This is a genomic window from Streptococcus sp. SPS1, from assembly GCF_030439915.1.
In the GTDB taxonomy this organism is placed as follows: domain Bacteria; phylum Bacillota; class Bacilli; order Lactobacillales; family Streptococcaceae; genus Streptococcus.
Genome location: NZ_JAQFJG010000002.1, coordinates 34,850 through 49,794, shown reverse-complemented (window position 1 = coordinate 49,794; position 14,945 = coordinate 34,850). Strand labels below are relative to the sequence as shown.

10 protein-coding genes are annotated in these 14,945 nt (G+C 35.6%); 4 read left to right on the top strand and 6 right to left on the bottom strand.

Annotated features, from left to right (window positions below; translation table 11 throughout):
• The 3 genes from rodZ to PCY12_RS02180 are packed head-to-tail and all read right to left on the bottom strand — an operon-like array spanning position 1 to position 3,415.
• On the bottom strand, positions 1 to 843 hold the full coding sequence (rodZ, locus tag PCY12_RS02190) for a cytoskeleton protein RodZ (RefSeq protein ID WP_301351314.1): 843 nt from the start codon (positions 841 to 843) through the stop codon (positions 1 to 3).
• A gap of 41 nt (positions 844 to 884) precedes the next feature.
• Entirely contained in the window at positions 885 to 2,168 is a 1,284-nt protein-coding gene (locus tag PCY12_RS02185; RefSeq protein ID WP_301351313.1) for a pitrilysin family protein, read from the bottom strand.
• Positions 2,165 to 3,415 carry a pitrilysin family protein gene (locus PCY12_RS02180; RefSeq protein ID WP_301351311.1) on the bottom strand — a complete coding sequence of 417 codons (1,251 nt, stop codon included), beginning with the start codon at positions 3,413 to 3,415 and terminating at the stop codon, positions 2,165 to 2,167. Before PCY12_RS02180 ends, PCY12_RS02185 begins: the two co-directional genes overlap by 4 nt.
• 158 nt (positions 3,416 to 3,573) lie before the next feature.
• Here PCY12_RS02180 and yaaA point away from each other — a divergent pair, with 158 nt between their 5' ends.
• A complete protein-coding gene (yaaA, locus tag PCY12_RS02175; RefSeq protein WP_061438545.1) occupies positions 3,574 to 3,942 on the top strand; it encodes a S4 domain-containing protein YaaA in 369 nt (122 codons plus the stop codon).
• Between the two features lie 2 nt (positions 3,943 to 3,944).
• Positions 3,945 to 5,042, top strand: coding sequence for a DNA replication/repair protein RecF (gene recF, locus PCY12_RS02170; protein ID WP_301351309.1), 1,098 nt, complete (start codon positions 3,945 to 3,947; stop codon positions 5,040 to 5,042).
• 51 nt (positions 5,043 to 5,093) lie between these two features.
• On the opposite strand, the gene guaB is transcribed toward recF, so the two are convergent.
• Entirely contained in the window at positions 5,094 to 6,572 is a 1,479-nt protein-coding gene (gene guaB, locus PCY12_RS02165) for an IMP dehydrogenase (RefSeq protein WP_000073402.1), read from the bottom strand.
• Positions 6,573 to 6,723: 151 nt separating this feature from the next.
• Positions 6,724 to 7,749: a tryptophan--tRNA ligase gene (trpS, locus tag PCY12_RS02160; RefSeq protein WP_000165457.1), complete on the bottom strand. Its 1,026-nt coding sequence runs from the start codon at positions 7,747 to 7,749 to the stop codon at positions 6,724 to 6,726.
• A 205-nt stretch (positions 7,750 to 7,954) separates the two neighbouring features.
• Here trpS and PCY12_RS02155 point away from each other — a divergent pair, with 205 nt between their 5' ends.
• The gene (locus tag PCY12_RS02155; protein WP_000958772.1) at positions 7,955 to 9,577 is read left to right on the top strand and encodes an ATP-binding cassette domain-containing protein; all 1,623 of its coding nucleotides are present in this window, start codon (positions 7,955 to 7,957) and stop codon (positions 9,575 to 9,577) included.
• A 61-nt stretch (positions 9,578 to 9,638) separates the two neighbouring features.
• On the top strand, positions 9,639 to 12,182 hold the full coding sequence (locus PCY12_RS02150; protein ID WP_301351308.1) for a YfhO family protein: 2,544 nt from the start codon (positions 9,639 to 9,641) through the stop codon (positions 12,180 to 12,182).
• Positions 12,183 to 12,211: 29 nt separating this feature from the next.
• On the opposite strand, the gene PCY12_RS02145 is transcribed toward PCY12_RS02150, so the two are convergent.
• A complete protein-coding gene (locus PCY12_RS02145; protein WP_301351306.1) occupies positions 12,212 to 14,854 on the bottom strand; it encodes a YhgE/Pip domain-containing protein in 2,643 nt (880 codons plus the stop codon).
• Positions 14,855 to 14,945 lie beyond the last annotated feature (91 nt).

The following is a 14,945-nucleotide window of genomic DNA, read 5'->3' as shown; positions in this document are numbered from 1 at the left end:
TTAATTTTTAGTAAAGGTTACAGTGATTTGTCCAGTCTGCGCTGTTAACTTCGATAAATCAACAGTCTGATTATCTACTGTCAAAGTAACACCTTTTACAACACCTAACGTAATTGTTACAGGATTTTTTGTTGCAACTGTTGCTTCTGCACTTTTATTATCCGGTGATAAGGTTACACCGCCCTCAAGTTCGCTTTCTGAAACGCTGATCCAACTTGTAACATCTGAAACTGCCAATTGCAATTTAACTGTTTCCTTACTTGTCTTATAAGCGATTTCTACATGATTTCCTTCACCTGATACACTTATAGCTGATTCTACACTAGAAGAATTGCTAGATGAACTACTACTTGAGGAGTGGGGAACAGAGCTAGTTGAACTTATTGAACTTGTTGATTGAACCACACTGTAATTAGAAAGAGAAGGCCCCTCTGGTTGAGTTTGAATATAGTTCCAAACATAATAGGTCACAAAAATTAAAATAGATAAGGCAAAAAGGATAAAATAAAATAAAGGTAAAAAGGATGTTTTTTTCTTCTTTTTCTTACTTGAACGTCTACGACCTGTCAACTCGTCTTCATCAACATCTACTTCCTCATAAGTAATCATACTCCCAGAATCATAAGCATCCAAGACAATTTGGTCATCTAACTCAACAGCCCATGCATATTTTCTCAAGAAAGAACGCGTGTAAAAAGGACTTGGAAGTTGATCGAAATCGTCTGCTTCCATTGCTTCCAACATATCTAACTGGATTTCTGTCTTTTTCTGCAATTCATCTAAACTCAATCCCTGATTGATTCTAGCTAATCGTAAAACCTCTCCAATTGTTTTTTTTCTCATACTTGTCATCCCTTCTTTCTAGTGTCTATTATGATAGGTTACTACGATGGGAATATTGTAAAATCAACTATATCCCCTTCATCTATTAAATGATGTCCAGCATCAAGGACATCCTCTAAAGTAATTTCCTGTAAAATCTTTGGTAAATCAAAAATTGTCTCACCATGTTCAAAAGCATCATATTGCGTTGCAATAAATTCAAGAGAGTTCATGCTACTGAAAAATTCTCCAAACATCTCTCTTTTGATAATATCTAAATGCTCCTCTGTAATATCTAAATCCTTTGTAAAATTACGAATAGCCTTCCTAAACTGATGAGATAAAGCAACTGGCTCTTTTGTATCCATTGTCAACATGACAAAATGAAAACGACTTGTTACTTCAATTTCAAGAGATAGGGAAGCATCTATTTTACCTGATTCATATAACTTTTGAAAACGATCCGAAGTCCAACCAAACATCATTGCAAATAATAATTTTAATAAAATATGATGTCGATAGCAATCCGCCTCAGAAACTCCTCGCTTACCTCTAACTCCAATCGCTAGTTTGGGAGAAGATACTTCCATTCTCATACTATCTGTTGGTTTTACATCTTGTAAAAGCAACTTTTCTCTTGCTACTTCCTGAAAATCTGAATCTTCCAGTTCTTTTCTTTCAAAATAGTCCTGTACTTGCTCCACATCAAAATTACCAACTAAAAACAGAGACATATTTACAGGTTTGTAAAACCTTGTAAAATTTTCTTGCAAATTAGTTAGATTTATTTGGGAAATGGACTCTTCGCTTCCAACCATATCCGTTGCTAAAGGTGTGCCAGGATATAAATTCGCTAAGGTTGAAAAGAATAAACACGAATCTGGATCATCTTGATACATTTCTCGTTCTTGCTGGATAATATCCTGCTCTCTTAAAATGGAAGCTTCAGTAAAGTGTGCTGATGTTACCAATTCATCAAGCAAATCTAAATTTTCTAAAAAATGATCCGTTGCTGAAAAAAGATAGTTTGTTCTTGTAAAGCTTGTAAAGGCATTACTATCTGCACCTAGACTCGTAAAAGCCGACATCAAATCACTAGAATCTTCTCTTTCAAATAATTTATGTTCAAGAAAATGAGCAATTCCCGCAGGATATTCTTTTACATCTCCGTCAACTTCTGTGACAAGCGTATCTACCGAACCAAACTGAACAGTGACACTCCCGTAAACCTCTTTAAATTCCTTTTTAGGTAGAAGAGCTACTGTCAATCCGTTTGCCAAACGAGTTCGATAAACCATTTCTTTTACAGCTGGATAGTATTTTTCTTCAAAAATAACCTTTGTCATTCTATTCCTTCCATAAAGTAAATCGCCTGTAGTTTCACATTATTAGCTGCTCTACAAATATCATCTTTGGCAACTTGCTCGAGTTTTGCAATCCAACTTTTAAAGTCTGCCGAAGATTTTCCAAGTAAGGCATTTTGATAAGCACGTTCAATCAATGAAGATTGATTATCTTGAGAAAGTAACAAAGACCGACGAATCATTTCCTTGGTCTGCTCTAACTCAAGCTCTGTAAAATATCCTTTTTTTAAATCAATCAGTTGATTATTCATCATTTTACGAGCCTGGTTACGATTTTCTCGATTGATACCAGCATACATCCTCAAGAATCCACTAAACAAATCAAGCTGACTTGAAATAGTATAAGCCAATCCAGCATTTTCACGGACATTTGTAAATAGTTTAGAGTGAGCAAATCCACCAAGTAAACCATTCATTACAATCATGGGGAAATGTTGCTCATCACCATATTCAGCAGAGCAATGATATCCCAACTCTAAAATAGACTGTCCCACATTTTTCCTAACCATGCCTTCTTGCAAGATATTGGAATAAGGTTGGCAATATTGAATCTTCACATCCACTTCTCGACCTTTAAAGGCAAATGATTCTAATACATTTTGAATTTCAACCTCATTAAAATCACCTAGGAAAAAGAAATCGATTCGATCATTGGCCAAAAATTCTTGGAAACAAGAATAAGAACTTTGTGGAGTTTCAGCTAAAATACGATTTCGTAAATCACTATATTCCAATTGGAGACGTTCATCATGAAAAAATAATTTATCTAATTCTTTATGTGCGAAATAAAAAGAATCATCCATATCAGCTGCTAAACTTGCTAGCAATTGCTTTTTCTCAATTTCAAATAAGGCCGAATCAAACCCATTATCAACTACTACGGGTGAAAAAAGAGTTTCTTTTACAAGTTCCAAAACCTGAGAAGTTAGCATATTTTTCCTACTTAAAAACTCATCACGAACATAGGTAAATGTCAATTCTACAATGTGACTTTGCCCTCTTCTGAAACAATTGGTTGACATATCTGTACCGTATAGACTGGCTAAATGTCTTCTCAAATCTTGAGAAGTGGGGTACATCTGATTAGCAGTCTCTAGCATACTCGCACTCAACATGCGACCTGCAATCGTATCGAGGGATAATGGAGTGGTAAAACGCACGGCGATTTTGTTCGTTTTAAACTTCTTTGATTGGATAAAATGTGTTGAAATTCCATGCACTAACTCCATGATTTACCTCCTTATATACAGACTTCTATTATATCACGAAAACCTGAAATTTTCTTGTTCTCTGTAACACTTTTGAAATAAAAATCGCTTACATTTCTCCCTGTTTCTCTCACTATTTTTAGGAAAATATGGTATAATACCAAAGATTGAGGTGAATTATGGAATACAAATTATTTGAAGAATTTATTACCCTCCAAGCACTACTCAAAGAACTTGGAATCACACATAGCGGAGGAGCTATCAAATCCTTTCTCTCTGAACATTCTGTTTACTTTAATGGGGAATTAGAGAGTCGTCGCGGTAAAAAACTTCGTATTGGCGATAAAGTTGACATCCCTGACATGAATATTGACATCTTGTTGACACAACCTACTTCTGAAGAACTAGATGAATACCAAGCTGATAAAGTTGAAAAAGAACGAATCGCTAAACTTGTTAAGGAGATGAATAAAGGAGTAAAAAAAGACAACTCTAAACCTACTTCATCACCCAAAAGCAAACAAGCTCCGCGATTCCCTGGTAGATAATCATGTGGCTACAACACCTATCTCTCAAGACTTTTCGTAATTACAAAGAGACGAAAATAGACTTTAATCCTAAATTGAATGTCTTTTTGGGACGTAATGCACAAGGAAAAACAAATATGTTAGAGGCTATCTATTTTTTAGCCTTAACGCGTAGTCATCGAACTCGAACAGATAAAAATCTCATTCATTTTGATGAGGAACAACTTCATCTTTCAGGTCTTGTTCAGAAAAAAACGGGATCTATTCCCCTCGAAATCGAACTAACACAAAAAGGACGTGTGACAAAAGTTAATCATTTAAAACAGGCACGCCTTTCAGATTATGTAGGACACATGAATGTTGTCTTATTTGCTCCTGAAGATTTACAACTAATTAAAGGAGCACCTTCGGTTCGACGAAAATTCATTGATATGGAACTTGGACAAATCAAGCCAATCTATTTATCTGACTTAACCAATTATAACCACATCCTAAAGCAAAGAAACACTTACCTAAAATCAGCTCAAAAAATAGATGAAACCTTCCTTTCAGTCTTAGATGATCAGCTAGTTGATTATGGATGTCGTGTGATGAATCACCGCTTAGATTTCATAAAAAAACTAGAGCATTTTGGTCGTAAGAAACATTTTGAACTTTCTAATCAGATTGAAGAATTGTCAATATCCTATCAATCTTCTGTAAAGATAACTGACAAAGAAGACTTGTCAGAATCTTTCAAAATTGCTTTAGAAAAAAGTAGATCCAGAGATTTATTTAAAAAGAATACTGGTGTCGGTCCTCATCGAGATGACATTTCTTTTTATATAAATGGGATGGATGCTAGTTTCGGAAGTCAAGGTCAACATCGTAGTCTCGTCCTCTCGATAAAATTAGCAGAAATCGAATTAATGGAAAGCATTACTACAGAATCTCCAATATTACTGCTTGACGATGTTATGAGCGAACTTGACAACACTAGACAACTAAAATTATTAGAAACGATTTCTCATTCAATCCAAACCTTTATCACAACAACAAGCTTAGATCATCTTCAAAATCTGCCAGAAAATCTAAGTATCTTCACTATTCAGGATGGTAAAGTTGCTGTAAATGAAAATTGACAACATTGTAAAAGAACTCCTGTTTTTACTGGAGTTCTTTTCATTGTTTTTTTACATAGAATAATTTGGTGCCTCATTAGTAATTTGCACATCATGAGGATGGCTTTCTTTCAAACCAGCACCAGACATTTCAATAAATTGAGCATTATCGTGTAGTTCTTTAAGGTTAGCCGCACCACAATAACCCATACCAGATCGGATACCACCAATCATTTGGAAGACGATATCCGCTGCCGCACCTTTATAAGCAACACGACCTTCAATTCCTTCTGGAACAAGTTTGTTTGCTTCATTAACAGAACCTTGGAAGTAACGATCGCTTGAGCCTTTTTTCATAGCAGCGATTGATCCCATACCACGGTAAGTCTTGAACTTACGTCCTTGGAAGATTTCAGTTTCACCTGGAGCTTCATCAGTTCCAGCAAACATTGATCCAAGCATAACTGCATTTCCACCTGCAGCAAGGGCTTTTACAATATCTCCAGAATACTTGATTCCACCGTCAGCAATGATCGTTTTTCCATATTCACGCGCAACAGCTGCAGCATCATAGATAGCTGTTACTTGCGGAACACCGACACCAGCAATCACACGAGTTGTACAGATTGAACCTGGCCCAATACCAACCTTGACAACGTCTACACCTGCTTCATAAAGGGCACGTGCACCCTCAGCTGTTGCAATATTTCCAGCAATCAAAGTACGATCTGGGAAGTGAGCACGAATCTCAGCAATTTTACGCAAGACACCTGCAGAATGACCATGTGCAGTATCAATAACAATCGCATCCGCTCCTGCTTCAAAAAGAGCCTCTGCACGTTCAAATGTATCTGAAGTAACACCTACTGCACCTGCAACTAGTAGACGACCAAACTCATCTTTAGCAGCATTTGGAAACTCAATAACTTTTTCAATATCTTTGATAGTAATCAAACCAGAAAGACGACCTTCTTCATCTACCAACGGAAGCTTTTCAATACGGTGTTCTTGAAGAATGCTCTCAGCTATTGCAAGATCTGTACCCACAGGAGCAGTCACAAGATTTTCACTAGTCATATGGTTTGAAATTGGTTGGTTATAATCTGAAATAAAACGAAGATCTCGGTTTGTCAAAATACCAACCAATTTACGATTTTCAAGTGTTTCAACAACTGGAACACCACTGATGCGGTAACGCCCCATAAGCTCATCTGCTTCAGCAATTGTATGTTCAGGAGTCAAGAAGAACGGATCAATAATAACTCCATTTTCAGAACGTTTTACCTTACGAACCTCGTCTGCTTGTTGAGCAATTGACATGTTTTTATGGATAACTCCGAGACCGCCTGCACGAGCAATAGCAATGGCCATTTGACTCTCAGTTACTGTGTCCATGGCAGCGGTAATAATTGGGATATTTAAAGTCAAATTATCTGCCAATTTAGTTGTTAAATCTGCATCGTTAGGCAACACATGACTTTCAGCTGGAATAAGCAATACATCATCAAAGGTAAAACCTTTTTTCAAAAATTTAGTGTCCCAATTAGACATTCGAAGTTTCCTCTTTTCTTTCTGTTTGAGCTTGACTCTTTTTATATTGTATCTATCATACCATTCTATAAAAATTTGTCAAATGTTACAGGGGTAAATAAAAAACTATCTTTTCTTTGAGATAGAAATGATAGTTTCTTGTAAAATAAACTTAGTTAAAGTAATGAAGTCCCATTGCTCCTTTTACCTCAGATAGGGTTTGACCTGCAACTTCACGCGCTCTTTCACTACCTTTTTGAAGCATATTATAAACTTCTCCCATATCCTTAGCAAATTCAATACGGCGCTCACGAATAGGACCAAGTTCACGTTCTAGTATTTCAAGTAGATAACGCTTTGTCTTCACATCACCAAGACCACCTCGTTGATAATGTTCTTTCATGTCAGCAATTTCTTGAGCATCTTCTGGGCGACCAAAAACATCTAGATAATGGAAAACCATATTTCCCTCAATCTTACCTGGATCTTCCACTCGAATATGATCTGGATCTGTATACATACTCATTACTTTTTTACGCAAAGTATCCGCATCATCAGCTAAATAAATACCATTATTGAGTGATTTAGACATTTTAGCATTTCCATCTAAACCAGGCAAACGACCCGCTCTCTCATTTTCTGGATAAATACCTTCCGGTTCTACCAAGACATCACAGTTATATGCATTGTTAAAAGAACGAACAATTTCACGAGTCTGCTCAATCATTGGTTTCTGATCTGTCCCAACAGGAACATAATTGGCCTTAAAGGCTGTGATGTCAGCTGCTTGTGCAATTGGATAAACCAAAAATCCTGTTGGAATACTTTCTCCAAATCCCTTTTGAGCAATCTCTGTCTTGACAGTTGGATTGCGCTCCAAACGTGCTAATGACACCAAATTCATATAATACATAGACAACTCAGCTAATTCTGGAATTTGGCTTTGAATAAAGATAGTTGATTTACTTGGATCCAATCCAACTGCAAGATAATCCAAAGCAACATTTCCGATAGACTCTACAATGGTTTGAGGATCTTTGGCATGATCTGTCAAGGCTTGTTGGTCAGCCAAGAACACAAACATATCATACTTATCCTCTTCCTGTAATAATACTCGATTTTTGAGACTTCCAACATAATGTCCAATATGCAATTTTCCTGTTGGACGGTCTCCTGTTAAAATAATGGGTTTAGTCATTTTGTTCTCCTTCGATATAGTCCCTTCAATTATAGCATTTTTTTAATGAAATAACCGCAATTTATAAAAATAAATCAACCTTGCTATTTACGGATTTTTGTAAAGTATGCTGTAAATGTAATTTACACAAAATTGACAGATAAAAATTTGAATATTTCCGTATTTTCTAGTAGAATAAATATATTACACATATAGGAGAAAAACATTGCTTACAGTATCTGATGTTTCACTACGTTTTAGTGATCGCAAACTTTTTGATGATGTCAATATCAAATTTACAGAAGGAAATACTTACGGATTAATCGGTGCTAATGGTGCCGGAAAATCAACCTTTTTAAAAATTTTAGCTGGAGATATCGAACCTACTACTGGTCACATCTCTCTTGGTCCAGATGAGCGTCTCTCTGTTCTCCGTCAAAATCACTTTGACTATGAAGATGAACGTGCCATTGATGTCGTTATCATGGGAAATGAAAAACTTTATAGCATCATGAAAGAGAAAGATGCTATCTACATGAAGGAAGATTTCTCAGACGAGGACGGGGTTCGTGCTGCCGAACTCGAAGGAGAGTTTGCCGAACTTGGAGGTTGGGAAGCAGAGAGTGAAGCCTCTCAACTCCTTCAAAACCTAAACATTCCAGAAGAATTACACTACCAAAACATGAGCGAATTGGCCAACGGTGAGAAAGTAAAAGTTCTCCTTGCCAAAGCACTTTTTGGTAAACCTGATGTTCTTCTTTTGGACGAGCCTACCAACGGTTTGGACATCCAATCGATTACTTGGTTAGAAGACTTCTTGATTGACTTTGATAACACAGTTATCGTAGTATCCCACGACCGTCACTTCTTAAACAAAGTATGTACTCACATGGCCGACCTTGACTTTGGAAAAATCAAACTCTATGTCGGAAACTACGACTTCTGGAAGGAATCTTCTGAGCTTGCTGCTAAATTGCTAGCAGACCGTAATGCAAAAGCAGAGGAAAAAATTAAGCAATTGCAAGAATTCGTAGCTCGTTTCTCTGCCAATGCTTCTAAATCAAGACAAGCAACATCACGTAAGAAAATGCTTGATAAGATTGAGCTAGAAGAGATTGTTCCATCTAGTCGTAAATATCCATTTATCAACTTTAAAGCGGAGCGTGAAATTGGTAATGATCTCTTGACAGTAGAAAATCTAACTGTAAAGATTGATGGTGAAACTATCTTGGATAATATTAGTTTCATCTTGCGTCCAGGTGATAAGACAGCACTTATCGGACAAAATGACATCCAAACAACTGCATTGATTCGTGCAATCATGGGAGATATTGACTATGAAGGAACTGTCAAGTGGGGAGTTACAACTAGTCAATCTTACCTGCCAAAAGATAACTCAGCTGATTTCGCAGGGGGAGAATCAATTCTTGACTGGTTGCGTCAATTCGCAAGTAAAGAAGAAGATGACAATACTTTCCTACGTGGTTTCCTCGGCCGTATGCTCTTCTCTGGAGATGAAGTTAACAAACCTGTAAATGTCTTGTCAGGGGGAGAAAAAGTTCGTGTCATGCTTTCAAAACTCATGCTCTTGAAATCAAATGTCCTTGTACTTGATGATCCAACCAATCACTTGGACTTGGAATCTATCTCAAGCTTGAACGATGGATTGAAAAACTTTAAAGAATCAATCATCTTTGCCAGTCATGACCACGAGTTTATTCAAACTCTAGCTAACCATATCATTGTCTTGTCTAAAAATGGCGTCATTGACCGTATAGATGAAACCTACGATGAATTCCTAGAAAATGCAGAAGTACAAGCAAAAGTTAAAGAACTTTGGAAAGACTAAATAAAACTTCAAAACTCAGTTGGGTTAACCAGCTGAGTTTTCTAACATTTTATGAGGTAACATGAAATTATTTTTTAAAACATATTGGACCTATTTTGTTTCCTTCATCATTCCCGTAGTCATTATGACAGGAGTATACCTATCTCAAGGTATCTACTGGAATAGCGATACATCTCCACTATTAGGAGATGGCTTTCATCAATACGTTATTTTTGATATAGCTCTAAGGAATATCCTACATGGAAATGGTAGTTTGTTTTACACCTTTACAAGTGGCCTCGGATTAAATTTCTATGCCCTATCTAGTTATTACTTAGGTAGTTTCCTTTCACCACTAGTTTACTTTTTTGATCTAACGAATATGCCAGATGCTGTCTATCTGACAACTCTCTTAAAATTTGGATTGATTGGACTGTCAACTTACTTTAGTTTAAATAAATTATTTCAATCGATTCCTAATCCTTTAAAACTAGCTTTATCTACTTCCTATGCTCTGATGAGTTTCACTGTCAGTCAATTAGAGATAAAAACCTGGCTAGATGTTTTTATCTTGATTCCTTTAATTATAACTGGTTTACACCTACTTATAACTGAAAAGAAACTCCTTTTGTACTTTACAAGTCTGTCAATCTTATTTATTCAAAATTATTATTTTGGATATATGACAGTATTGTTTCTTATTTTCTGGTATCTCTGTCAAATTTCGTGGGATTTTAAGACTCGAAAATCATCGGTTCTTGATTTCATAGTTACTTCCTTTTTAGCTGGTATGGCTAGTTTGATTATGGCACTTCCCACTCTGTTTGATTTACAGACACATGGGGAAAAATTGACTGAAGTTACAAAGTTTCAAACTGAAAGTAGCTGGTATCTTGATCTCTTTGCTAAGCAATTCATCGGTTCCTTTGATACAACAAAGTATGGGGCTATCCCAATGATTTTTGTTGGACTACTTCCCTTTATTTTGACCATTTTATTTTTTACACTGACATCCATTAAGTTTCACGTGAAACTTATCTATGCAATCTTCTTTGCATTTCTAATTGCAAGCTTTTATATAGAAGCTCTTGATTTATTTTGGCAAGGTATGCATACTCCAAATATGTTTTTACATCGCTATTCTTGGATTTTCTCTACCTTGTTAATTTACACAGCAGCGGAAGTCTTAAATCGTCTGAAAGAAATTAAAATCTGGAATTTTTTAGTTTCGCTTTTTCTTATAGTAACAGGATTTTTAACTACCATCTATCTAAAATCACATTATTCTTTTTTAACAGATTTGAATATTCTACTTACTCTTGAATTTTTGGTTGTCTATTCTCTTTTACTCCCTGCAGTTATTAAAAAATTTATCTCTGTAAATCTATTTGCTATTCTAATCTCTTTATTTATAATGGTTGAAATGAGTTTAAATGCTTCATCTCAAATAGACGGAATTGCTAAGGAATGGGGATTTGCTTCTCGAAGTGCTTATAATCGAGATATCCCAGCTATGGAATCTTTCTCAACATATATTGGAAATCAATTTACTCGTACTGAAAAACTACAAACTCAGACAGGAAATGACAGTATGAAATTCAACTACAATGGAATCTCTCAATTTTCATCTGTTCGAAATCGTTCAGCAAGCTCTACTTTAGATAAACTTGGTTTTAAATCATCTGGGACTAATCTCAATCTCCGCTATGCAAATAATAGTATTTTGGCTGATAGTTTATTTGGTATCCAGTACAATATCTCAGACAGTCCTATTGATAAGTATGGTTTTAAAGATATCTATCAAAAAGATAATCTTACCCTATATGAAAATCAATTCTCTCTTCCGATTACATTTGCTAGTCAATCTGTTTACAATGATGTCAAGTTCAATGAACACACTTTGGATAATCAAGCCTCGTTTTTAAATCAACTTGCTAACGTCGATTTTGATTATTTTTCTCCAATACCCTATGAAAAAACTGAAAATACTGATGATTTGATTAGTGTCACAAGTTCTTCAAATGAGGATGCAACAATCCAGTATCAAATTGAAGTGCCAGAAAACAGCCAAGTTTATCTTTCTTTCACAAACCTTCACTTTTCTAATGACAAACAAAAAAAGGTTGACATGCTTGTCAATGGGAAAAAGAAAACTTTTACAACTGATAATATCTTCTCCTTCTTTAATCTAGGCTATACAAAAGAGAAAAAGACTTTCAATATCAATGTTAGTTTCCCTGGAAATTCACAAGTATCATTTGAATCTCCTACCTTCTATCGTTTAGATACCCTAACTTTAACTGAGGCAATTCAAAAAATCAAAGAACAGCCTGTCACAGTATCAACTTCTAAAAACAAGGTTTTTGCTACATATGATGTCCAACAAGATACATCTATTTTCTTCACCATTCCTTATGACAAAGGTTGGTCTGCCTACCAAGATGGTAAGAAAATAGAAATAAAACAAGCTCAAACTGGATTTATGAAAGTTGACGTTCCTAAGGGAAAAGGAACTATTACACTTTCCTTTATTCCCAATGGTTTTATTACTGGATCAATCTGTTCCTTTACTTCACTTTTACTATTTGGAATCTATAATTACAAACGAAAGTTATCTAAGGTTTAAAAAATCGACCAGTTAATCGGTCGATTTTTTTAATCTTCTTCCATTTTCTTAGGTTGATAGGCTAGCATACCTAAACCAGTAAATAGGGCTAATATCACAACAAGGAAAATGACTTGATGATGAATATTTCCTGTCATAGAAATTGTTTGTCGTAATCCCGAAACTGAATAACTCATTGGTAACCAAGGATTAATAGCTCTAAAGAAATTATTTGTCAAGGCAAGTGGATAAGTACCGGCACTTGATGCCAACTGTAATAAAAGCAAGATAAGAGAGAAGAAAGCTCCTATACGGCTATTCCACGTTGTTAAAGCAGTCACCATAGACATGAATACTAAACTTGTTAAGATGATGAGAATAAATGTTCTCATTTCATGATTAGCAGTTAGACCAATAAGATGAACTCCTCCATATACCAAAATTCCTGCTAAAACAGCTATAACACCATTTATTTCAGCTCGAGATTTCAACCAAGCCCAGCGGCTCTCCGGATGACGTCCTGAAGGCAGCTTCGCAAAGATCATATTCGTTGATATTGCTGCAACAAAGAGAGCAACTGATATCATATAAGGAGCCATTGCAATTCCATTTACAGGAACTTGGTCATTGTCAGTTTTGGAGAGACTGAGAGGATTTGACAAAATCTCTGCATTTTTAGATTCTGTTGATGCTGACTTGAGTTGATCACTAGCATTACCTAATCCTTGTCCCAAAGAAGCAACTCCTGACTGTAAATCTTCCAATCCAGAAGTTAACTTTGTTCCACCTTCTGCTAGTTTCCCAGCTCCAGCTGCCAATTTATTAGCTCCACTTTCTAATTGAGAAGCACCTGAAATTAACTGACTTGATTTGTCAGCTAGTTGGCTAGAGCCTGACTGCAATTTATCAACTCCTGCTATCAATTCTTGACTCTTTTGATTCAATTGGTTAGAGCCAGTTGATAATTTTTCAATACCAGACACTAATTCTGGAGTTTTTTCAACTAATTGACCAACTCCTGCTGTCAAGTTAGAAGATTTTTGTGTCAAGGTAGTTGAGCCTGAAACTAGTTGATCCAAACTACTTGTCAAGGTGGCATTTTTTTCACTTAGTTGACTTGCGCCCTGAGAAACTTTATCAACTCCTGCAGTATATGCATTTACCCTCGATGTAATCGACTGACTGGCAGGAACTAATTTGCTAGTAACAGCTCCTTGTATCTCTGTTAATCCACTTGACAATCTTGTCAAAGAAGTAGAAGCAATAGGTAATACTTGATTAGCTTGATTTTTTAAAATCGAAAGATTAGATGATTGATTTTGTAAGTTTTCTAAACTTCCCTGTAAACCTTGTACTAAAGCTACAATTGACTGAGCCGATTGAATACTATCAGTCGAATTTTGAGATACAGAAGCACTTATTTCAGCTTGTTGCTCACTTGTCAATGATTGATAAGCTGCTGTCGATTGAATATTGGCTAATGTAGTTGCTTTTTCAGACTGAGCACTTGCTAACATTTGATTAGAAAGAGATACTATACTTGATAAAACAGAATCTAATTGTTTTGTATCTCCAACATCAATATTTTGAATAACTTGATTTAACCGATTCAGACCAGAAGATAATTGATTAATTTGATCTTTTTTCCCAGACGAAGCATCTAACTTGCTAGAAAGTTGTTGAATCCCTTCACTTAATTGCTCCACACCCATTCGAAGTGTAGCTAATTGATTAGATAACTGATTAGCACCTGTTGCAAGATTTCCCACTCCATTTGTATAGGCACTAACACCAGATGAAAATTGATTAAGACCAGCATTGAGCTGAGAAACACCGCCAGTATAGGACTCTACACCAGTATATAGTTGATTGATTCCTCCTACTAATTCAGGACTTTTAGAAGATAATTGACCTAACCCACTATCTAATTGACTCACTGCACCAGTATATGTAACTAAACCACTATTAAAATTCCCTAAGCCAAGATGAAGTTGTTCGACACCAGAAACATAAGCAGATAATCCTTTAGTAAACTGCTCCGTTCCATTTGAAAATGTTAAACTTGAATCTGCTAAAGAGTGTAGGTTAGTAGTTAATGTTTGACTTCCTGCCACTAACTGATTCGCTCCATCAGTTAATTTTTCACTACCAGAAGCTGCTTGACTCATGCCATCCTTTAAATCGACCATTTTGTTAAGTAAAGCTTTGGTATAGGTCTCGGTTACATTGGTAGAAACATTCTGCTTTAATTGTGTCATAGCAGAATCGCTCATCTTGCTAGCAATAAAACTATGACCACTTGAAGTATGATAATCGATTTGCATTTGCTCTGGATGATCCGTTAAAATAGAAGCTGCTTTTTCAGATAAATCACTGGGTAAAGTCACTACCATATAGTAATCGCCATCTTCCAATCCCTTCTTTCCTTCATCTTCATCCACGAAATGAAAATCCAAGGTTTTATTTTCTTTTAAATTGGACACCATGTCTTTTCCTATAGACATGCTATTACCATTATAGGAAGCCTCTTTATCATTATTGACAACTGCCACAGGTAAGTCCGATAATTTCCCATATGGATCCCACATTGAGGATAAAAATATGATATTGTACAGAGCTGGAATAAGAGAAATCCCTATCATGACAATAATAAAGATTGGTTTTTTAAAAATTGCTTTCCATTCTTTAAACATAGCTTCTCCTTTTTTAAACATATTGTCTAAAATTTTGATATAATAGATTATACAATAAAAAATCTAAATTACAAGATAAAAAATCCATTTT